The organism is Halomonas sp. JS92-SW72 (assembly GCF_003547075.1).
Taxonomy (GTDB): domain Bacteria; phylum Pseudomonadota; class Gammaproteobacteria; order Pseudomonadales; family Halomonadaceae; genus Halomonas; species Halomonas alkalicola.
Genome location: NZ_CP032147.1, coordinates 916838 through 938630 on the forward strand (window position 1 = coordinate 916838; position 21793 = coordinate 938630).

A 21793-nucleotide genomic window follows, 5' to 3' on the forward strand; every position below is an offset into this window, starting at 1 on the left:
GCCATGCGTGTGCTGATCCACGGCAGTGAACTGGCCGCGGCCACCGCCGCCGCCGCGCTCTCCTCGGTGGGCCATCGCGTCACCTGGCTGCCCCATCCCGAGACGCCCTGGGCAGAACTCGAGCACGCCGACTGGCTGCGCCGTGAGCCTCGGCTGCTGGCCCAGCTGGAGGAGAGCCGCCAGGGCGGCAGCCTGCGCCTCGTCGAGTCCCTCGAGGCGGCGCGCCCCGCCGACCAGGAGGTGCTCTGGCTGGCTGTCGCCCCCGGGCAGCGCGGCGACCTGGCCCCGCTGCTGGCCGCCCTTGCCGGCGGCGCCGCGACCCTAGTGGTCAACAACTCCACCTTCCCGGTGGGCGAGACCGAGCGCCTGGAGGCCCAGCTCGACGGCCGCGGCCGGACGGTCTCCCTGCCGGACCTGCTGGAGGAGGGGCGCGCCTGGGACACCTTCACGCGCCCAGGACGCTGGCTGCTCGGCAGCGACGATGCCGCCGCCGAGGCGCAGATGCGTGAGCTGCTGCGGGCCTTCAACCGCCGCAGCGAGGTGATCCAGCGCATGCCGCGCCGCGCCGCCGAGCTCACCAAGTTCGCCATCAACGGCATGCTGGCCACCCGTATCAGCTACATGAACGAGATGGCCGGCCTGGCCGACAGCCTGGGCGTCGATGTCGAGTACGTGCGCCGAGGCATGGGGGCGGATTCCCGCATCGGCTACGAGTATCTCTACCCCGGCTGCGGCTTCGGCGGCCCCAACTTCTCCCGGGACCTGATGCGCCTGGCCGACGTCCAGTCCGCCAGCGGGCGGCGCTCGGCGCTGCTCGAGCAGGTGCTCGACATCAACGAGCACAAGAAGGAGACGCTGTTCCGCAAGCTGTGGTCCCACTTCCATGGCCGCCTCGAGGGGCGCACCGTGGCCATCTGGGGGGCGGCGTTCAAGCCCGGCACGGCGCGCATCGACCATGCCCCGGTGCTGCGCCTGCTGCGGGCGCTGTGGGCGGAGGGGGTGCGGGTCCGGCTCCACGATCCCGCGGCGATTCCAGCACTGCTGGAGGAGGTGGGCGAGCAGCCGCTGCTGGAGGTGTTCGATGGCGACCCCCACGTCGCCTGCGAGGGCGCCTGCGCGCTGATGCTGGTGACCGAATGGAAGGCCTACTGGAACCCCGACTGGGAACGGCTCGCCGGCCTGCTGGGAGATGGCCTGGTGCTGGATGGCCGCAACATCTTCGACCCGGGCTGGGTGGCCGCCCAGGGCCTTCACTATCGGGGCATCGGCCGTCGCGCTGACCCCTGAGCGCCTCGGGCATTCCCTCCACAGCAAGCGGCCCCGCCAATGGCGGGGCCGCTCGTCTCTGTCGGGCGTCAGAGACGCCTGACGCGCCTGCCGATCAGCCGGCGAAGTTCTGGGCGACGAACTCCCAGTTCAGCACGTTCCACACGCTCTCCAGGTACTTCGGGCGGGCGTTGCGGTAGTCAATGTAGTAGGCATGCTCCCACACGTCGATGGTCATCAGCGGGGTCTGGCCATGGGCGATCGGGGTGTCGGCGTTGCTGGTGTTGACGATGTCGACGCCGCCGTCCTCGGTCTTGATCAGCCAGGTCCAGCCGGAGCCGAAGTTGGCCACGGCGTTGGCGTTGAAGGTCTCCTTGAACTTCGCGAAGGAGCCGAACTTGGCGTTGATGGCGTCGGCCAGGGCGCCTGAGGGCTCACCGCCGCCGTTGGGCGCCAGGCAGTGCCAGTAGAAGGTGTGGTTCCACACCTGGGCCGCCTGGTTGAAGAGGCCGCCGGAGGAGGACTTGATGATCTCTTCCAGAGACTTGCTGGCATCAGCGGTGCCTTCGGTCAGCTCGTTGAGCTTGGTCACGTAGGCCTGATGGTGCTTGCCGTAGTGGTACTCGAGGGTCTCGGCGGAGATGTGCGGCTCCAGAGCGTTCTTGTCGTACGGCAGGGCGGGCAGTTCAAATGCCATTCAGGTTCTCCTCGGTCGTCACAATGAGTCACAGCGGTCGTCCATGGTGGGTATTCCTTGCCTGGACTTCAAGGGGGCCGCTCCGTTGGCCGGACCCCGTGCGCCGTGGGGCAAAAAAACCTTACACTACGGCGACGCTGTACAGGGTGCCGCGGCATCATAGCACCCGTCGCAGGGGGCGCCAATTGTGCCCCCCGCCCACCGCCAGAGAAGGAGTTGACCATGGCTGATCGCCATGAAGACCGCCGTCATGCCGCCTCCATCGTGCCCGATCCCGAGGCCAGCCTGGCCTCCCGGCGCCATCGGGGACCGCCGCCGCCCAGGGTATGGCCGCTGTGGCTGCTGGTCCTGGGGCTGGCCGCCGCAGTGGGCGGGGCGGGCTATCTGGCCTGGGAGGAGCGCGCGCGCCTCGATGCCGAACTGGCCCGGCTCACCGGGGAGCTCTCCAATGTCCATGCGCGCTTCGACGCGGCCCTCGGTGAGGGCGATGCGCTCACCGACATCGAGGCACGCCTGATGGCGCTCGAGCGCCGCGACGAGGCCCACGACGGGCTGCTGGCGGTGCTCGAGGAGGACCTTGCCGCGGGGCTGGAGGCCCAGGAGGTCCGCCACGACGCCCTCCAGCAGCGCCTGGTACGGATTGCCGAGGCCGCCGCCACCCGGGAGGCGATGCTGGCGGCGACCCAGCTCTCCCTGGATGCCCTGGAGCGCGCCGGCGCCGAGGGGCGGGCCGCCCTGGGCGATGCCCTCGAGGCCCAGCGCGGCCAGCTGGACGGCCTGGCCGAGGCCCAGGCCAGCGAGCGCCGGCGCCTGGACGCGCTGGACGAGCGGCTTGGCCAGCTTGCCGTGGAGAGCGGCCAGGACGAGGCCGTGGCGCGCCTAGAGGCCGACCAGCAGGCCCTGGCCGAGCGCCTCATCGAGTCCGAGGAGGGCGCCGAGCGCGAGCGTCTGAGCCTCGAAGAGCGGCTGGCCGCACTGGAGGGAGAGGTTGAAGCCCTCGCCGCGGCAAGGGATGATGAGGGCAGCGCTCAGGAAGTCCTGGCGGCACGCCTCGCAGCCCTGGCGGTGGAGGTCGGGGAGCTGCGGCGCAGCCAGCTTGCGCTGAGTGCGCGCCTGGAGGCCCTGCGTCCCTGATGGCGACCTGCCATGGGGGCGGGACAACGAGTCGCATGGAGCGAAGGCGTCGAGAGATGGGAGATCATGTGGGAAAACGCCTGGGAACCGCGACTCTGGTGGCGACCCTTGCCCTGATGCCGGGCTGGGCCCTCGCCCTGGATGTACGCATCGACGGCATCGACGGCAACGTGGCCGAGAATATCCGCCACTATCTGGACGGGCTGGATCCCGAGCAGTTCAGCCGCGCGCGGGTCGAGGGCGAGGCCCAGCGCCGTACCCGCGAGGCGATGCGGGTCTACGGCTACTACGAGCCCGATATCCGGCTGCGCCTCGACGAGCGCGACCCACCGCGCCACGTCGAGCTGGCCATCGATCCCGGCCCCCGCGTCACCATCGAGCACCTCTCCTTTCGCCTGGCCGGCGATGCCCGCGAGGACCCGCCCTTCCAGGAAGCCATCGACGCCTTTCCCCTGGCCGTGGGCGACCCCCTGGTGCACGCCCCGTACGACCGCCTGCGGGCCCGGCTGGCCAACCTCTCCCTGGAGCGGGGCTACTTCGACTGGCGCTTCACCGACCGCCGCATGGAGGTACGTCCCTTCGCCGAGAGCGCGCGGCTCTATCTCGCCCTGGACAGCGGGCCCCGCTATCGCTTCGGCAACGTTACCCTGAGCGGCAGCCATATCGAGCCCGAGCGCCTGCGCAACATGCTGACCTTCGCCCCCGGAGACCCCTACCTGGCCGGCGAGCTGGCTCGCTACAACCAGCGCCTCGGCCAGACCCGCTGGTTCGGCTCGATCACTGTGCGCCCGCGGCTGATCGAGGGCCAGGCGCTGTTTCGCGACGCCGACGCCAACGCCGCGGCAGCCGAGGCCGACGGCTGGTGGGGCGAGCTCGAGGCCTCGCCCTCTGAGGTCGACACGCCGACCTTGACCATGGCCGCGGTGGACGCAGCCGCCGCGGTCGGGCGTCGCGGCCCCCCCGAGGTGCCGGTCGACGTCACCCTCACTCCGGCCGATCGTCACCAGTTCGAGGTGGGGGTGGGCTTCGCCACCGACGTGGGGCCTCGGCTGCGCTTCTCCTGGGACCAGCCGTGGATCAACCGCTATGGCCATGGGCTGGATCACGACCTCTTCATCTCCGCGCCGGAGCAGCGCTTCTCCGGGGTCTACAGCATGCCGCTGGATGATCCGCTGCGCGACAGCTACCGCTTCCAGTACGGCTTTCGCCATCGCGACAACAAGGATACCCGCTCGCTGGAGGCGACCCTCGAGGGCGCGCGGCGCTGGGAGTTCGAAAACCGCTGGGTGCAGACGATCTACGTGCGCAGCACCTTCGAGGACTTCACCCAGGGCGGCGACGACGAGCAGGTGGTGATCCTCTACCCTGGCGTCAGCTGGTCCCGGACCCGGACCCGAAATCCCACCTTCCCCACCTGGGGGGATCGCCAGCGCATCGCCTTCGAGGTCTCCGACGGCGCCTGGGGCTCCGACGCCGACTTCCTGCGCATGACCGGTGAGACCCAGTGGATCCGCCTGTTCGGCGACGACATGCGCCTGGTGACCGGCATGGGCATCGGCGCCATCGAGACCGATGACTTCAGCAAGATCCCCCCCTCACTGCGCTTCTTCGCCGGCGGTGACCGCAGCGTGCGCGGCTATGGCTACGAGAGCCTCTCGCCCCGCAACGAGGAGGGCAAGCTGACCGGTGGCCAGCAGCTGTTGACCGCCAGCGTGGAGCTGCAGCGACGGCTGACCGGCGACTGGTGGGGCGCCGCCTTCGTCGACACCGGCGACGCCTTCGAGGAGTGGGGTCCCGATGACCTCAACACCGGTGCCGGCCTCGGCGTCCGCTGGATCTCTCCGGTGGGCCCGATCCGTTTCGACATCGCTCACCCCTTCGACGACGAGGACAATGCGTGGCGCATCCACTTCGCCATCGGTCCAGAGTTCTGAGCCTGCTCTGGGCCCTGATTCGCCTGCTGATCGTGCTCCCGCTCACCCTGCTGGGGCTTGCCGTCCTGGCCCTGGGCCTGGCGCTCTCCCCCTGGGGCACGGGGCTGCTGCTGGATGCCGGGGCGCGCCAGGGTTTCTACCAGCTGGAGAGCCATGAGGGCGCGCCGCTCGATCGCCTGGTGCTGCACGGGTTCAAGCTCGAGGCCGGTCCGGCACGCGTGGCGCTCGAGCGCCTCGAGCTCGCCTGGGCCGACGACTGCCTGCTGCAGGGTCGGCTCTGCCTGGACACCCTGGCGGTGGACGGCGCCCGCATCCGGGTCGGGGAGGGCGAGGAGGGCGATGACGACCCGGCGCCCCCCGGCGAGCCTCTGGATGAGATCCGCCTGCCGTTTCCGGTGGAGCTGCGCACCCTGGCCTTCAATGATGTGGAGGTGATGCTGGCCGACGGCACCCGGCTGCGCTGGGACACCTTCACCAGCGGGGCGCTGGCCGAGGAGCAGAGCGTCACCCTGCGCCCCACGCGCCTGGCCGGCATGCGGCTGCTGCTGCCCCTGTCGCCGGGCGCCCGGCTCGCCCTGAGCGAGGCCGAGCACGAGGGACCGCGCATCGCCGCCGCCGCTATCGATGCCGCCATCGCCGTGCGCTCGCCGCTGCCGGCGGAAGTGGCCGCGGAGCTCGAGGGGCTCGCCGCCACGCCGCTCGCCGAGCAGCCCCGCCGCGGGCTGCCCGAGATCCACCTGCCGCTGCGCCTGGAGGTCCCGGAGCTGCTGGTGGAGGACAGCGCCGTGGAAGGCGCCGTGGAGTACGGCATACGGCGCCTGGCCCTGACGCTCTCCGCCAGTGGGCACGACGTGGAGCTCCACCCCCTGGAGGTGAGCAGCCGCGACGCCGATGCCCGCCTCCAGGCGCGCGTCTCGCTGCGCGACGACTACCCGCTCGAGGCGCGGCTGCAGAGCGCCCTGTGGTTGCCGGACCGCCTTCCCGAGCTTGCCGGTCAGCGCATCGACCTGGCCCTGGACGGCAGCCTGGCCGACCTGCTGGTGCGGCTGCAGCTGGAGGGGCCGGTCAACGCCGCCCTGGATGCGCGCCTGGATGCGCTGGAGCCGACGCTGCCCTTCAGCGCCTCCCTGGCCAGCGACCTGGTGCAGTGGCCGCTGCCCGGCGCCATGCCGGAGGAGGAGGAGGCCGCCCCCGAGCCCTGGCTGGTGGAGGAGCTGACGCTGCGCGCCGAGGGCCGCCTGACCGACTACCGGCTGGCCGCCTCGCTGATGGTGGAGGGCCCCGAGGTCCCCTTCACCCGGGTGGCGTTGGTCGGCAGCGGCGATCTCGAGCACTTCGCCTGGACCCCGCTCTCGATCAGCCTCGCCGGCGGCTCCCTGGTGACCCGCGGACGCGTCGACTGGGCCGAGGAGCTGGCGGTGGAGGCCGTGGCGCGCCTGGATCGCGTGGAGCCCGGGCGCTTCGTGGAGGGGCTCGACGGGCGCCTCGACGGCGACATCGTGGCGAGCTTCACCCAGTCGGCAGAGGGCTGGCAGCTGGCCATCCCGACCCTCTCCATCAGCGGCGTGCTCCAGGAGCTGCCGCTGGCCCTCGACGCCCGCCTGAGCGGCAACAGCGACATGCGCTGGGAGATCGACACCCTCGACTTCCGTCAGGGGGCGAATCGCCTCAATGCCGCCGGCCGGGTCAGCGAGGCCCTCATCGACCTGGCCGGCGAGCTGGACATGCCTGACCTCGGGAGCCTCCACGACGAGCTCTCCGGCACCCTGGCCGGGCGCTTCGCCGCCGGTGGCAGCCTCGAGGCGCCCCAGCTCGACCTCGAGCTCGGCGGCGACGACCTGGCCTTCGCCCAGCATCGGGTGGACTCGCTGCGCCTGAGCGCCGATATCAGCGGCATCGAGGACCCGGCCCTCGACGTGAGCCTCGAGCTCGAGCGCCTCAACGCCGCCGGCCAGCGCTTCAGCGAGATCACCCTGGGGCTCGACGGCCGCCTCTCCGACCATCGCCTGACCGTGGCGGCCCAGGCCGGTCGCGGCATGCCCCTGTCGCGTGCGGCCCTCGCCCTCGAGGGCGGGCTCGATGAGGCCCGGGAACGCTATCGCGGCGCGCTCACACCGCTGGAGGTCGATACCGAGTTCGGCGACATCCACCTGGAGGAGGCGATCGCCTTCGAGGCCAACCTGCCCACCGGCAGCGTCAGAGCCGAGCCCTTCTGCCTGCGTCGCGAGCAGGGCGGCGAACTCTGCCTCGTCGAGACGCTCGAGGCCTCTGCCGACCGCGGGCGCGCCGCGCTGAGCCTGCGTGACCTGCCCATGTCGCTGCTCGACGAGTGGGTGCCGGAGGAGTGGACTCTCGAGGGCGGAAGCGAGCTCGACCTGGTGGCTGAGTGGCGCCAGGGCGGGAGCGCCTGGCAGGCCGACCTGCGCCTTGAGAGCGACCTGGCCGTCGAGGGGCTCGATGCCTACGGCCAGCCCTGGTCGCTGCCGGCCTCACGCCTGGCGGCTCGGGTCTCCGCCACCCAGGCGCGGGCCGAGGTGGAGCTCGACCTGAACGTGGCCGAGGCGGGGCAGGTGAGCCTGGCGCTGACCATCGAGGATCCGGCGGGGGCGGGACGACTCGACGGCCAGCTGCGCCTGGACGACCTGCGCCTCGATCGCTATCGCACCCTGGTGGCGGGGATGGAGACCCTGGAGGGGCGCCTGAATGGCCAGGTGGCCATCACCGGCACCACCCAGGTGCCCTCCCTGGACGGTCGCATCGACCTGGCCGGGCTGCGCCTGCGCGGGGCCGATGTGCCGGTGGAGGTGCGCGACGGGGAGGTGGCGATCACGCTCAGCGGCGACCAGGGCCGCATCGACGGCTTCATCGCCGCCGAGGAGGGGCGCCTGGCCATTCGCGGCGATGCCGCCTGGCCCAGCGCCGACGACTGGCGCATCAGCATCGCCCTGGATGGCCGCGACCAGCCGCTGCTGGCGGTACTGCCGGCCTTCGGCCGCCTGCGCCTGGCTCCGGACATGACCGTGCTGGTGACGCCCTCGCTGCTGCAGGTGCGCGGCGAGGTGCGGGTGCCCTGGGCGCGCCTGGAGGTGGGCGAGCTGCCGCCCTCCGCCGTGTCGCCGAGCCCGGACGAGATCATCATCACCCGCCGCGACGAGGAGCGCGCGCAACGCCAGGCCCAGCGGGCCGCCGAGGCGGCCGCGGGCGAACCCGGTGAGGAGGCCGCCGAGGCCCTGGCCCGGGCCGGCATGGCGGTCGATGTACAGCTGAACCTGCGCCTGGGCCCCGACATGCAGCTGTCGGCCTATGGCCTGGAGTCCGGCCTCTCCGGCACCCTGGAGGTACGCCAGCAGAGCGGGCCGGTGCAGCTGTTCGGCGATGTCAGCCTGGTGGATGGCCGCTTCCGGGCCTACGGCCAGGACCTGCTGATTCGCGAGGGGCAGCTGCTGTTCAGCGGCCCGCCGGACCAGCCGCTGCTCAGCTTCGAGGCGATCCGCAACCCCAACGTCACCCAGGACGGCGTGATCGCCGGGCTGCGCGTCACCGGCACCGCCGCGGAGCCGCAGCTGAGGGTCTTCTCCGAGCCGGCCATGGACGAGGCGCGGGCGCTCTCCTACCTGTTGCGCGGACGCGCCCCGGACGGCGGCGATACCGACGGCGCCCTGACCCAGGCCTTGATCGGCCTGACCCTTGGCCAGACCGGCGGCGCCGTGGGCGCCATCGGCGAGGCCTTCGGCATCTCCGATCTCGCCCTGGAGACCGCCGGCACCGGCGAGGAGAGCCAGGTGGTGGTGGCCGGGCAGCTCACCGATGACCTGCGCATCAGCTACGGGGTCGGGGTCTTCTCGCCGATCGCCGAGCTGACGCTACGCTATACCCTGTGGCGCAATCTCTACCTGCAGGCGGTCTCCGGGGCGGCACAGGCGGTGGACCTGGTCTACGCCTTCAGCCGTCCCGGCAAGCCGCCGAGGATCACCGAGCAAGACCGATAGCGACAACCCGGGAGGGACGAGACGATGGCGATGAAGACCTGCGTGCTGGGCGGCGGCTGCTTCTGGTGCCTGGATGCCAGCTTCCGCCTGGTGGAGGGCGTGGAGCAGGTGGTGTGCGGCTATGCCGGGGGCGATGACCCGGCGCCGACCTACGAGGCGGTCTGCCGCGGCACCACCGGCCACGCCGAGGTGGTCGAGCTGACCTATGACCCGGCGGTGATCGGATTTCGCGACCTGCTGACGATCTTCTTCGCCCTGCATGACCCCACGACGCCAAACCGCCAGGGCAATGACGTGGGTACCCAGTACCGCTCGGCGATCTACACCCTGGACGAGGACCAGGCCAGGGAGGCGCGGGAGATGATCGATGCGCTGGCGGTCGACTACGCGGCCCCCATCGTCACCGAGGTGGCCCCCCTGGCGGTGTTCCATGCCGCCGAGGCCTATCACCAGGACTACTTCACGAAGAACCCCGGCAATGCCTATTGCCAGTACGTGATTCCCCCCAAGCGTCACAAGCTGGCACAGCACTTCGGCCACCGGCTCAAGGGCTGAGGGCCACGGCGCCGAGGGTAGCCCTCAGCGACCGGGGGGTTCGCTCTCGGCGGCCAGGCGACGAGGCCGGCCGGCGAAGGTCGGCGCCCAGTCCTCGAGCTGGCGACTCACCCGGCGCGCCAGCCAGGAGCGCAGTCGCCCCTCGCGCCACTCCATGAAGCCCACGTGGCCACCCTGGCGGGCCAGCTCGACCCGCACCGCCGCCCCCGGGGGCGGCAGCCGCTCGAACAGGTCCCCGGGCATGAAGGGATCATCCTCGGCATGCAGGATCAGGGTCGGCAACTCCAGCTCGCCGAGCCAGCGGCCCGCCGAGGCGCGGCGGTAGTAGTCCGCCGCGTCGCGGAACCCGTGCAGCGGCGCAGTCACGGCGTCGTCATAGTCGCGCAGGGTGCGCAGCCGCCCGAGTCGCTCACCATCGAGCGCCAGCGGGAAGTCACTCAGCCGGCCGGCGGTCTTGGCCTTTAGCGAGGCGAGCAGGTGGCGCTCGTAGACCCGGGCGAACCCGCGCTGCAGGCAGTCGGCGCTGGCGGCGAGATCCAGCGGGGCGCTGATGGCAATGGCGCCGGCCAGGTCGAGGCCGTCGCCCCCCTGTTCGGCCACCAGCTTGACCAGCATGTTGGCGCCCAGCGAGACACCCGCGGCCACCTTGAGGGCGCGGGGGTAGCGGTGGGCCAGCTGGCCGATCAGCCAGTAGGCGTCGGCGGTGTCGCCGCTGTGGTAGGCCCGCGACAGCCGGTTGGGCCGGCGGCCGCAGCCGCGGAAGTGCATCAGCACCGCCCGCCAGCCCAGGGCATCGGCCGCGGCCAGTAGCTCGCGGGCATAGGGGGAATCGAAGGAGCCCTCCAGGCCGTGGAAGAGCAGGAACAGAGGCGCGTCCGGGGCCGTGGGACCCGGCGCCACCCAGGCCAGCTCCACGAAGTCGCCATCCGGCAGCGTCAGGGTCTCCCAGCGATGCGGCAGATGGCGCCGCGGCAGCAGGCGGGGCAGCAGGGTCTGGACGTGGCGGTTGGCCAGCCCCGCGGGAGGGACGAAGTCGGCGCGATGCAGCTGACCGGTCATGGCGGGCTCACGCCTCCTGGGGAGTGAGGTTGTCCGGGCCCTCGGCGGTCACCAGCACGTTGTCCTCGATGCGGATGCCACCGTGGTCCGCCAGGCGCTCCACCCGTCCCCAGTTCACCTCGGTCCGGTGGCGATGGGCCTCCAGCAGCATGGGGATGACATAGAGCCCCGGCTCCATGGTGACCACCATGCCGGCTTCCAGTTCCCGGGTGAGGCGCAGCGCCGAGTGCTCGGCGGGGGGCGGCAGTGGCTCACCGTCGGCACTCACCCGGCCGGCCACGTCGTGGACCTGCACGCCGAGCAGGTGGCCGAGCCCATGGGGGCAGAAGGCGCGGGTCAGGCCGCTCGCCAGCACTGCCTCGGGCGAGGCCGCCACCAGGCCGTGGGACACCAGCAGTGCCGCGAGCTCCTCGTGCATCCGCGCGTGCAGGCCCGCGTAGCTCACCCCGGGCGCGAGCCCGGCGATCAGCCGCTGCTGCAGCGCGGTGACGCCCTCGATCAGCGGCGCGAACTCGGGCGCCGCCGCGGGGCCGGCCCAGGTGCGGGTGATGTCGGCGCAGTAGCCCCGGTAGCGCCTGCCGCCATCCAGCAGCAGGCTGTACCGGACCGGTGGCGGCGCCGTGTCGTAGTGCTGGTAGTGGAGCACCCCGGCGTGGGCGTTGAGCCCGACGATGTTGGGGTAGGGCAGCTCGCTCTCGCGCTGGCGGGCCGCGGCCAGGTACGCCAGCTGGATATCGAGCTCGGCGCCGCCTGCCTCGAACGCCTCCCGCGCGGCCAGGTGGCCGGCCAGGGCGCGGCGGTTGGCCTCGCGCAGGCAGCTCACCTCGTAGTCGCTCTTGCGTACCCGGCGCTCGTCGAGCGCGGCCACGAGGCCCGGGGGATTGGCTTCGGCGCCCAGCGCCCTTGCTACCCCGTTGTCGAGATCCCCCAGCACCGCGAAACGCCCGGGGGGCAGCCCCGGGGCCTCGGTCGTATCTCGCCGTACCACCCGCAAGTTCGCGACCCAGGGCTCCTCGGGCAACTCGGCGGGGAGGTGCCAGAAATCCTGAGGGGCATGCAGATAGAGGGACGGCGGCTCGCCCGGGCGGATCAGCAGCCAGCTATGGGCCAGCTGCGCCTGGCCGGTCCAGTGCACGAAGTGGCCGTAGGCGGCGAAGCTGGCATGCTGGTCATCGCCGAAATGGCGGGCCGGCCGGCCGCTGTAGAGCAGCACGCCGTCGAACCCCTGGGCCGCCAGCACCTCGGCGTAGGCCTGGGTCAGGGCGATCAGATGAGCGTGCTGCTGGCGATCACGTTCGGTCATGGGGTCGGAATCCTGGCGGGTGGGTGAGCCGATGCGCTGACTGGTCGCATTGTAGCCCTCCTTAGGTATGACGGGCAGGGCAGACAGGGCTCGGTTCGGCTGGCATCATGCGCAGCGCATGAGTCACACGGGGAGGATCGAGATGCTGATGCTGCGGAAATCGGTGATGGCCGTCCTGGCGACAGGCGTAACCCTGGCGCTGGCCGGTCCACTGCAGGCCGAGTCGCCGAACGGGGAGGGGCCCCGCTTCGAGGATCCGCGCGAGGCCGTCACCTGGCGCCGCGAGGAGCTCAAGGGCATCGAGCGCCTGGTGCGCCAGCTGCGCTTCGACCTGGTCAACAATCGGGACGCCCGCGGCGCCGAGCCGCGCCTGGCGGAACTCGCCGAGGTCGCCAGCGGCGAACACCTGCTGCCCGCCTTCATCGAGGGCAGCCACGGACGGGGCTCCGAGGCCCGCGCGCGCATCTGGGAGGAGTGGGAGGAGTTCGAGGCGGGGTTCGCGGCCCTGGAGGAGCGGGTCGCGGCCCTGCGCGAGGCCGCCGAGGCGGAGGACTACCGCCTGGCGACCCGGGAGCTATCCGATCTCAGCCTGACCTGCCGCAGCTGCCACCGCCGCTACCGCTACTAGCCGACCGAGAGCCACCTAGCTGGCCGGGGAGAGACCCTGGATGTGGTACAGGGTCTCGACCTGGTCGAGGCCGGAGATGCTGCAGCCCAGGTCCTTGACCCGACCGTCTGCTAGCCCGTAGACCCAGCCGTGCACCGAGACCTCCTGGCCGCGCTGCCAGGCGTGCTGGACGATCTTGGTTCGGCACAGGTTGAGCACCTGGGCCTCGACATTGAGTTCGCACATGCGGTCCACCTGCGCATCCAGAGGCAGGGAAGCGAGGGCGTCGCTGTGACAGCTGTAGAGCTCGCGCACCGTGTGCAACCAGATATCCACCATGCCATGGTCGCCGCCGGTGACCGCCGCCCGCACCCCCCCGCATCCGTAGTGGCCGACCACCATAATATGGGAGACGCCCAACACCTCGACGGCATACTGCAACACCGAGAGGGCATTGAGGTCGTTGTGGTGCACCAGGTTGGCGACGTTGCGGTGCACGAAGACCTCGCCCGGCGGCAGCGAGATGATCTGGTTGGCCGGCACGCGGCTGTCGGAGCAGCCGATCCACAGGTAGTCGGGGTTCTGCTGCCGGGAGAGGCGGGCAAAGAACTCCGGATCGTCGCGGCAGACCTTCTCGGCCCAGAGGCGGTTGTTTTCCAGCAGGCCGTGGATTTCCTTCTTCATGGCGGGGCTCTAATCAAGGGGCGGGGGCCGTGCGACCGTTGGCGAGGGTTTTTACCCGGTAGAGACGCACTGGGTCAAATCGCCGCCTGCCGGGGCCGGGGTCCGACTGCTATCATGGCGCCACGACGTATCGGGCCCAGAGCCCCAAGCAACAGGAGAATCTCGTGTCCGAGCCTACCGACTCCCTCTACCACTGGGACCTCTTCGTCATCGGCGCCGGCTCCGGCGGCGTGCGGGCGGCACGTACCGCCGCGGCCACCGGTGCCCGGGTCGCCGTGGCCGAGGATCGCTATCTCGGCGGCACCTGCGTAAACGTGGGCTGCGTGCCCAAGAAGCTCTACTCCTACGCCGCCCACTTCCACGACGCCTTCGAGGACGCCGCCGGCTTCGGCTGGCAGCTCGGCGAGGCGCCGCGGTTCGACTGGGCGACCCTGCGCGACAACAAGGTCGGCGAGATCAAGCGCCTCAACGGCATCTACGGACGCCTGCTGGAGGGTGCCGGGGTCCGCCTGATCAACGGGCGTGCCCGGATCCTCGATGCCCACACCGTCGAGGTGGCCGGCGAGACCCACCGTGCCGAGAAGATCCTGGTCGCTGTGGGCGGCTGGCCCTTCGTGCCGGAGTTTCCGGGCAGCGACCTGGCCCTGACCTCCAACGAGGTGTTCGATCTCGATGCCTTCCCCGAGCGCTTCCTGGTGCTGGGGGGCGGCTACATCGCCGTGGAGTTTGCCAGCATCTTCAACGGCCTGGGCAGCCAGACCCATCTGGTCTACCGCGGGGAGCTGTTCCTGCGCGGCTTCGACCAGCAGGTGCGTGAGTTCACCCGCGACCAGATGGCCGCCAAGGGAGTCAACCTGCACTTTGAGGCCAATATCGAGCGCATCGAGCGCAGCGAAGGCGGCCTGGCGGTGACCCTGACCAACGGCGAGGTGCTGGAGGTGGACGCTGTGCTGGCCGCCACCGGTCGCCGACCGCACCTGGCGGGGCTCGGCCTCGATGCCCTGGGGGTCGAACTCACCGAGAGCGGTCACGTGAGGGTCAACGACCGCTTCGAGAGCTCGGTGCCCTCGATCTTGGCACTTGGTGACGTCACCGGCGGCCTCGAACTGACCCCGGTGGCCCTGGCCGAGGCCATGCACCTGGTGGCCCACCACTTCGGCGACACCCCGCCGGCGGCCCCCCTGGACTACCGCAACATTGCCACCGCGGTGTTTTGCCATCCTAACATCGGCACCGTGGGGCTCTCCGAGGAGCAGGCCCGCGAGCAGTGCGGCGAGATCCGCGTCTACGTCACCGACTTCCGCCCCATGAAGCACACCCTCTCGGGGAGCCAAGAGCGCTGCCTGATGAAGCTGGTGGTGGATGACGAAAGCGACGTGGTGGTGGGCGCCCATATGGTGGGCGAGGAGGCCGGGGAGGTGATCCAGGGCATCGCCATCGCCGTGCGGGCGGGCCTCACCAAGGCCGATTTCGACGCCACCGTGGGCATCCACCCCACCGGGGCCGAGGAGTTCGTCACCCTGCGCACGCCGACGCGGCGCTGAGCCTTCTCCCTGCGGCACCCCACCATCGGGCCACCTTCGGGTGGCCCGATGGCGTTTGGGTGGCGGCCCCGGACACAGCGGGCTGAACTAGACTGCAGAGGAGGAGGGCGCAACAGGCGGAAAGGCACGGCCCCTCTGGCCCCGGCAGGCGGTTTCGCTGCCGGCAGCGCGCATTGCATAATTTTTCGTTATAGATAATGGCATGGAAAATAACTCCAGATTTGAATTATCGCCCGGCGCTGGTATAATCCTTTCCAAATTCGCACAGCGAACCTGCCCATGATGACAACAACCGAGCCCTTCACTCCCTCCGCCGACCTGGCCCGCCCGAGCGTGGCCGATGCCGTGGTCGGCGCCGAGAGCACCTCGCTCTTCATCCGTAAGCCCAACCCCGATGACGGCTGGGGCATCTACGAGCTGGTCAAGTCCTGTCCCCCGCTGGACGTCAACTCCGCCTATGCCTACCTGCTGCTGGCCACCCAGTTCCGCGATAGCTGCGCGGTGGCCACCAACGAGGAGGGCGAGATCGTCGGCTTCGTCTCCGGCTACGTGAAGAGCAACGCCCCGGACACCTACTTTCTGTGGCAGGTAGCGGTGGGCGAGAAGGCCCGAGGCACCGGGCTGGCCCGCCGCCTGGTTGAGGCCGTCATGTCACGCCCCGAACTGGCCGAGGTGCATCACCTCGAGACCACCATCACCCCCGACAACCAGGCCTCCTGGGGGCTGTTCCGCCGCCTCGCCGATCGCTGGCAGGCGCCGCTCAACAGCCGCGAGTACTTCTCCACCGACCAGCTCGGCGGGGAGCACGACCCGGAGAACCTGGTGCGCATCGGCCCCTTCCAGACCGATCGCATCTGACCCCCCATCGTGACGCCTGACCGGTCCCGTGACCGGTCACGGCATGCGCACGCCTTTTTTCCCCGCTACTCACCTACCGACAGGAGGTCGCCAATGCAGACCCAGATCCTCGAACGCATGGAATCCGAAGTCCGGACCTACTCACGCTCCTTCCCGGTGGTCTTCACCCGGGCCAGGAATGCGCGTCTCACCGACGAGAATGGCCGCGAGTACATCGACTTCCTGGCCGGTGCCGGTACCCTCAACTACGGACACAACAATCCCCAGATCAAGCAGGCGCTGCTCGACTACCTGGCCGAGGACAACATCATCCACGGCCTGGACTTCTGGACCGAAGCCAAGCGCCACTACCTCGAGACCCTGGAGGAGGTGATCCTCAAGCCCCGCGGGCTGGACTACAAGGTGCAGTTCCCCGGGCCCACCGGCACCAACGCCGTCGAGGCGGCCATCCGCCTGGCGCGCAACGCCAAGGGTCGCCACAACATCGTCACCTTCACCAACGGCTTCCACGGCGTGACCATGGGGGCGCTGGCCACCACCGGCAACCGCAAGTTCCGCGAGGCCACCGGCGGCGTGCCCACCGTGGGCGGCACCTTCCTGCCCTACGATGGCTACCTGGGTGACGGCACCGACACCCTGAATTACTTCGAGAAGCTGCTCAGCGACAAGTCCGGCGGCCTTGACGTGCCGGCCGGCGTGATCGTCGAGACCGTGCAGGGGGAGGGCGGTATCAACGCCTGCAGCCCCGAATGGCTCAAGCGCCTGGAGCAGATCTGCCAGGCCCACGACATCCTGCTGATCGTCGACGACATCCAGGCGGGCTGCGGCCGCACCGGCAAGTTCTTCAGCTTCGAGCACGCCGGCGTGGTGCCGGACATCGTCACCAACTCCAAGTCCCTCTCGGGCCTCGGCCTGCCGTTTGCCCAGGTGCTGATGCGCCCGGAGCTCGACGCCTGGAAGCCGGGCCAGTACAACGGCACCTTCCGCGGCTTCGCGCTGGCTTTCACCACCGCCGCCGCCGCCCTGAACCACTACTGGCGCGACGATACCTTCGAGCGCGACGTCCAGCGCAAGGGCGAGATCGTCGCCGAGCGCTTCGCCAAGATCGCCGCCTGGCTTGGCACCCAGGGGATCGAGGCCAGCGTGCGTGGCCGCGGCCTGATGCGCGGCATCGACGTGGGTACCGGCGAGATCGCCGACAAGATCACCCACCAGGCCTTTGAGAACGGTCTGGTCATCGAGACCAGCGGTCAGGATGGCGAAGTGGTCAAGTGTCTCTGTCCGCTGACCATCACCGACGAGGATCTGGAGCAGGGCCTGGCCATCCTCGAGGAGAGCGCGCGGCAGGCGCTGAGCTGATAGGCTGCTCTGCGGGGGAAGCCCCGCAGGTGACACCGGCGGTCGGGCGAAAGAGAGCCCGACCGGACAGGATCTATTACGGAGACATCATATGATCGTTCGCAATCTCGAGGAGTGCCGCAAGACCGACCGCCTGGTCAAGGCCGAGAACGGCAACTGGGACAGCACCCGCCTGAGCCTGGCCGACGACGGTGGCAACTGCTCCTTCCATATCACTCGGATCTACGAGGGTACCGAGACCCATATCCACTACAAGCACCACTTCGAGGCGGTCTACTGCATCGAAGGGGAAGGCGAGGTGGAGACCCTGGCCGACGGCAAGATCTGGCCGATCAAGCCGGGCGACATCTATATCCTCGACCAGCACGATGAGCACCTGCTGCGCGCGCACAAGACCATGCACCTCGCCTGTGTATTCACGCCGGGCCTGACCGGCAAGGAGGTCCACCGCGAGGATGGCTCCTACGCGCCGGCCGACGAAGGCTGAGCCTGGCCCTGCGCGCCCGACCGAACGATGACGCCCCCGGCACCTCAGGTGTCGGGGGCGTTATCGTTGGGGGCATCAGCAGCTATGCGCTCGAAGACGATAGTGATACGCGCCAGGGTGATGCCGAACTTCTTCATGTCGGTGCGGTTGAGCAGGCGCCCGTCGGGCTGCAGGAACATCCAGTCCTCCATGGTGAAGGTGATCTCGCGGCCCGAGACCACCACCGGCAGCCGGTAGGTCATGGTGAAGGCGTGGCCCGCCTGGCGCGCCGCCACGGGGCCCTCGACGTCGTTGGCGCTGCCCACCCAGCGGCCGTCGCCCTGGCGTTCGAAGGTCCAGACCCGGCGGTCGGTCTCGCCGTCGTCGTAAACGAAGTGCTCGTCGAGTACCAGGGTGGTGCCGTCGTGCTCGCCGTCGATGTCGACCACGAAGCGCCGCTGCACCTCGCCGCGATAGTCCTGGACCATGCCCCAGGCCCGGGTGCGTCCCTCGAAGTACTCGCCGATATCGAGCTCCGGCGTCGTGCCCGCATAGCGCTCGATATCCACGCTGCTGCAGCCGGCCAGCAGAAGAGGCAGGGCCAGCAGGAGCAGTGCCAGCGAATGAGAGCGGACTTTTCGATACATTGATATTTACTCGTATAATATTGGTAGAGATATTGTCATCCTAGCCCCGGAAAGGTCCGGCGGCCAGTGGAAACACCGGTTGAGACGGCTACCTCGCTCACGGCACCTTGAAGTGCGCATAATGTATATTATGTTAAATCAAATAGGTCTCGGCGGATCCATACCGCCCTCGGTGACACTTTTTCACCCTGATGGCCTGAAACTTCACTCCCTTTGGCCCTCCCCGGTTGGACAAGCCGGCCGGCGACTCCTTATCATCACGCGACCGCTACAAGGAACACTCCTGTCCCATGTCCCGACCCCTGCTGTTCACCGGAGCCCTCTCCCTCGGCCTGTTGCTCTCCGGCTGCGCCCTGACCCATCAGCCGCCGGAACCGGACCCCGTGCTGGGGCCGGAAGAGTTCGCGCTGCGCATCGATCGACTCGAGTCCGATCTAGCGGCCCGCTGCGAGTTGCAGCAGGCGCAGCTTGGTGAACAGGCTCGCCGCCAGGACACCCTGGTGGCCGACGTGCGCGAGGTCGGCAGCCTGGTCCGGCACCTGCGCGCCGACATCGAGCGCCTGGAGCGCACCGATGGAGAGCCGACTCTGGTTCCCCAGGAGTGTGCCACCGTCGAGCCAGCCATGGGCGGTAAGACGGTGGTCGGCCGCAGCGAGTGGATCGGTCTGCCCGACGTGGGCACCTACCTGAAGGCGCGCATCGATTCTGGCGCCAACACCTCGTCGCTCTCGGCAAGTGAGATCACCCGGTTCGAGCGCGACGGCGTCAACTGGGTGCGCTTTAAGCTTGGCCTCACCGACGATGACGTGGTGGTCGACGGCGTGCGCGATGAGTGGATCGAGGCGCCGGTGGAGCGCCGGGTGCGGATCGTGCAGGCCTTCGGCGAGGGAACCCGCCCGGTGGTCAGCCTGATGATGACCCTGGGGCCGATCCGCGAGTCCGTGGAGTTCACCCTGAACGACCGTACTCACCTCAACTACCCGGTGCTGCTCGGCCGGCGCTTCCTGATGGACATCGCGATGATCGATGTCGCGGAGACCTACCTGCACGAGCGCCCCGAGTTCCCCGGCGGCCGCCCGGCCGACGAGGCCGAAGCCGACGAGAACGACCGGGAAGACGAGGAGCGCTGAGGCGCCCTGCCCGGCCCATCTCGTCCTGATCTCGCCAAGGAAGCCCCATGTCACGACTCCCCTTCTATCTGCTGGTCGGCCTGTTGCTGGTGACCGGCATCGGCCTCAGCGTGCACCGTCATATCACCCTCGAAGTCCCCTGGACCCCCGGCGAACAGCGCGAGGTCTGGGAGGTCGAGGCGCTGGTCAACTTCACCGCCCAGGGTGGGCCGGTGCTGGTCAACATGGCGCTGCCCTCGAATCAACAGGCGTATCGGCTGCTCACCGAGCACACCGCCTCGCCCGGCTACGGCCTGGCCTTCCTGGAGGAGAACGGCGGGCGTCGCGCCCAGTGGTCGATTCGCGACGCCTCCGGCAGCCAGCAGCTCTACTACACCACCCAGATGCTGGCGACCCCGAACGCCCGCCCCCCGGAGATCGAGCCGCCTGAACTGCGCCGCGACATCGTCTGGGAGCGCCCCTACGACACCGCGGCAACCCAGGTGATCGAACGCGCCTGGAACCGCAGCGCCGATGCCTTCACCTTCGCCCGGGAGCTGATCCGCGACTTCGGCGACGAGCGCCAGGGCGAGAATTCGCGCCTGCTGCTGACCCAGTTCGAGCGCGGCCCGCTGCTGGTGCGCCTGCTCAACCAGGCCGGCGTACCGGCCCGGGAGGTCAGCGGCCTGCTGCTGGAGGATGGCCGTCGCCGTCAGTCCCTCAGCCAGTGGGTCCAGGTATTCGACGGCGACCGCTGGACCCTGTTCAATCCCGTCACCGGCGAACAGGGCCGCCCGGACAACCTGCTGCTCTGGGAGTCCTCGGGCCAGGCGGTGCTGGAGGTCCAGGGCGGCACCAACTCCCGGGTCACCTTCTCGATGCTCAACCGCAACCAGCCGGCGGCGGCCGCGGTGCGCAGCCAGATGGCCGAGGACACCCTGCTCAACTTCTCCATCCACAGCCTGCCGCTGGAGGAGCAGGCGCTGTTCCAGACCATTCTGCTGATCCCCATCGGCGCCCTGGTGGTGGTACTGCTGCGGATCCTGGTGGGCATCAAGACCTCAGGCACCTTCATGCCGGTGCTGATCGCGCTGGCCTTCATCCAGACCACGCTGATCACCGGCCTGGTAGGCTTCCTGCTGGTGGTGGCGGTGGGCCTGGTGATCCGCAACTACCTCTCCTACCTCAACCTGCTGCTGGTGGCGAGGGTCTCGGCGGTAATCATCACGGTGATCGCCATCATCTCGCTTTTCTCGGTGCTCTCCTACCGCTTCGGCCTCAACGCGGGCCTGACCATCACCTTCTTCCCGATGATCATCCTCTCATGGACCATCGAGCGCATGTCGATCCTCTGGGAGGAGGAAGGTCCCAAGGAGGTACTGATCCAGGGCGGCGGTAGCCTGCTCACCGCGGTGCTCGCCTACCTGGCCATGAACAACCCCTGGGTACGCCACATCACCTTCAACTTCCTGGGGGTGCAGCTGATCCTGATGGCGCTGATCTTGCTGCTCGGCAACTACACCGGCTACCGGCTGCTCGAGCTGCGCCGTTTCAAGCCTGTGACCGAGGATTGAGCGTCATGTGGAACTGGACCACCCCGGACAAGCTGCGCCTGAAGGGCATCATCGGCATGAACCGGCGCAACATCCGCTACATCGGCCGCTACAACGATCGGCGCCTCTACCCGCTGGTGGACGACAAGCTCAAGACTAAGCTGCTGGCCCAGGAGTACGGTATCACCACGCCGGCGCTGATCGGCACGGTGACTACCCAGTTCGGGGTCAAGCACCTCGACGAGATGTTGCGCGGCCACAACGGCTTCGTGATCAAGCCGGCCAAGGGCAGCGGCGGCAAGGGGATCCTGGTGATCGACCACGTCGACGGCGGCGCCTTCGTCAAGCCGAGCGGCGCCCGGCTCACCCTGGAGGATATCGAGCGCCATACCTCCAACATCCTCTCGGGGCTCTACTCGCTGGGCGGCTCTCCCGACGTGGCGGTGGTCGAGGCACTGATCAACTTCGACGAGCGGCTCTCTGAGTACACCTATGAGGGGGTGCCCGACATCCGCGTCATCGTCTTTCTCGGCTACCCGGTGATGGCGATGATGCGACTCTCCACCGCGGCCTCGGACGGCAAGGCCAATCTCCACCAGGGGGCCGTGGGGGTGGGGCTGGACATCGCCACCGGGACCGCCATCCGCGGCGTGCAGTTCGACCGCTCCCGCGTCGACCACCCGGATACCGGGCACGAACTGTCCAGCCTGCATATCCCCGACTGGCGCACCCTGCTGCTGCTGGCCGCCGGCTGCTACGAGATGACCGGGCTTGGCTACCTCGGCACCGACATGGTGCTGGACCGCGACCAGGGTCCCATGCTGCTGGAGCTCAACGCCCGCCCGGGGCTCGCCATCCAGATGGCCAACGGCGAGGGGCTGCGCCGCCGGCTCGATCTGATCGAGCGCCAGGCCCCTGGCGCCTCCCCCGAGGCGCGCGTGGCCTTCGCCCAGCACCATTTCGCCAGACGCAGCGAGCTCGAACCCATCGCCGAGGCGACGGCCGTGGCCGTCTGACAGCGGCTGGCCG

At 69.5% G+C, this 21793-nt stretch carries 18 protein-coding genes; 13 read left to right on the forward strand and 5 right to left on the reverse strand.

Annotated elements, in window-relative coordinates; genetic code table 11:
* Positions 1–3: 3 nt before the first annotated feature.
* Positions 4–1287: a nucleotide sugar dehydrogenase gene (locus D1793_RS04325; protein ID WP_119021048.1), complete on the forward strand. Its 1284-nt coding sequence runs from the start codon at positions 4–6 to the stop codon at positions 1285–1287.
* Between the two features lie 94 nt (positions 1288–1381).
* On the opposite strand, the gene D1793_RS04330 is transcribed toward D1793_RS04325, so the two are convergent.
* Positions 1382–1963 carry a Fe-Mn family superoxide dismutase gene (locus D1793_RS04330; protein WP_119021049.1) on the reverse strand — a complete coding sequence of 194 codons (582 nt, stop codon included), beginning with the start codon at positions 1961–1963 and terminating at the stop codon, positions 1382–1384.
* 222 nt (positions 1964–2185) lie between these two features.
* On the opposite strand from D1793_RS04330, the gene D1793_RS04335 reads away from it, so the two are divergent.
* The 4 genes from D1793_RS04335 to msrA are packed head-to-tail and all read left to right on the forward strand — an operon-like array spanning position 2186 to position 9575.
* Complete coding sequence (locus D1793_RS04335; protein ID WP_119021050.1) at positions 2186–3097, forward strand: hypothetical protein; 912 nt, start codon at positions 2186–2188, stop codon at positions 3095–3097.
* A 56-nt stretch (positions 3098–3153) separates the two neighbouring features.
* A complete protein-coding gene (locus tag D1793_RS04340; protein WP_119021051.1) occupies positions 3154–5031 on the forward strand; it encodes an autotransporter assembly complex family protein in 1878 nt (625 codons plus the stop codon).
* On the forward strand, positions 4995–9020 hold the full coding sequence (locus D1793_RS04345; RefSeq protein ID WP_240407771.1) for a translocation/assembly module TamB domain-containing protein: 4026 nt from the start codon (positions 4995–4997) through the stop codon (positions 9018–9020). The genes D1793_RS04340 and D1793_RS04345 overlap by 37 nt, the downstream gene beginning before the upstream one ends.
* A gap of 24 nt (positions 9021–9044) precedes the next feature.
* Positions 9045–9575: a peptide-methionine (S)-S-oxide reductase MsrA gene (gene msrA, locus D1793_RS04350; protein ID WP_240407772.1), complete on the forward strand. Its 531-nt coding sequence runs from the start codon at positions 9045–9047 to the stop codon at positions 9573–9575.
* A 24-nt stretch (positions 9576–9599) separates the two neighbouring features.
* Here the strand turns inward: msrA and D1793_RS04355 are convergent, their stop codons facing one another.
* Positions 9600–10634 (reverse strand): hydrolase, encoded by a 1035-nt coding sequence (locus tag D1793_RS04355; protein WP_119021053.1) that lies wholly within the window; start codon positions 10632–10634, stop codon positions 9600–9602.
* Positions 10635–10641: 7 nt separating this feature from the next.
* Positions 10642–11937: a Xaa-Pro dipeptidase gene (pepQ, locus tag D1793_RS04360; protein ID WP_119021054.1), complete on the reverse strand. Its 1296-nt coding sequence runs from the start codon at positions 11935–11937 to the stop codon at positions 10642–10644.
* Positions 11938–12079: 142 nt separating this feature from the next.
* Here pepQ and D1793_RS04365 point away from each other — a divergent pair, with 142 nt between their 5' ends.
* On the forward strand, positions 12080–12565 hold the full coding sequence (locus tag D1793_RS04365) for a cytochrome c (protein ID WP_205527626.1): 486 nt from the start codon (positions 12080–12082) through the stop codon (positions 12563–12565).
* Positions 12566–12580: 15 nt separating this feature from the next.
* On the opposite strand, the gene can is transcribed toward D1793_RS04365, so the two are convergent.
* A complete protein-coding gene (can, locus tag D1793_RS04370; protein ID WP_119021056.1) occupies positions 12581–13228 on the reverse strand; it encodes a carbonate dehydratase in 648 nt (215 codons plus the stop codon).
* Between the two features lie 164 nt (positions 13229–13392).
* Here can and gorA point away from each other — a divergent pair, with 164 nt between their 5' ends.
* The 4 genes from gorA (at position 13393) to D1793_RS04390 (ending at position 17476) form a co-directional block, all read left to right on the forward strand.
* On the forward strand, positions 13393–14772 hold the full coding sequence (gorA, locus tag D1793_RS04375; protein WP_119021057.1) for a glutathione-disulfide reductase: 1380 nt from the start codon (positions 13393–13395) through the stop codon (positions 14770–14772).
* 279 nt (positions 14773–15051) lie between these two features.
* The gene (gene ectA, locus D1793_RS04380; RefSeq protein ID WP_119021058.1) at positions 15052–15630 is read left to right on the forward strand and encodes a diaminobutyrate acetyltransferase; all 579 of its coding nucleotides are present in this window, start codon (positions 15052–15054) and stop codon (positions 15628–15630) included.
* A gap of 93 nt (positions 15631–15723) precedes the next feature.
* Positions 15724–16989: a diaminobutyrate--2-oxoglutarate transaminase gene (ectB, locus tag D1793_RS04385; protein ID WP_119021059.1), complete on the forward strand. Its 1266-nt coding sequence runs from the start codon at positions 15724–15726 to the stop codon at positions 16987–16989.
* Positions 16990–17080: 91 nt separating this feature from the next.
* A complete protein-coding gene (locus D1793_RS04390; RefSeq protein ID WP_119021060.1) occupies positions 17081–17476 on the forward strand; it encodes an ectoine synthase in 396 nt (131 codons plus the stop codon).
* Positions 17477–17520: 44 nt separating this feature from the next.
* Here D1793_RS04390 and D1793_RS04395 read toward each other — a convergent pair whose 3' ends face one another.
* Entirely contained in the window at positions 17521–18102 is a 582-nt protein-coding gene (locus D1793_RS04395; protein WP_119021061.1) for a DUF3833 domain-containing protein, read from the reverse strand.
* A gap of 290 nt (positions 18103–18392) precedes the next feature.
* Here D1793_RS04395 and D1793_RS04400 point away from each other — a divergent pair, with 290 nt between their 5' ends.
* Genes D1793_RS04400 through D1793_RS04410 form a run of 3 tightly spaced genes read left to right on the forward strand, consistent with a single transcriptional unit; the run spans position 18393 to position 21780 of the window.
* Positions 18393–19232, forward strand: coding sequence for an ATP-dependent zinc protease (locus D1793_RS04400; RefSeq protein ID WP_119021062.1), 840 nt, complete (start codon positions 18393–18395; stop codon positions 19230–19232).
* A 47-nt stretch (positions 19233–19279) separates the two neighbouring features.
* Entirely contained in the window at positions 19280–20785 is a 1506-nt protein-coding gene (locus D1793_RS04405) for a UUP1 family membrane protein (protein ID WP_119021063.1), read from the forward strand.
* Complete coding sequence (locus tag D1793_RS04410; protein WP_119021064.1) at positions 20782–21780, forward strand: alpha-L-glutamate ligase-like protein; 999 nt, start codon at positions 20782–20784, stop codon at positions 21778–21780. The genes D1793_RS04405 and D1793_RS04410 overlap by 4 nt, the downstream gene beginning before the upstream one ends.
* Positions 21781–21793: the final 13 nt, after the last annotated feature.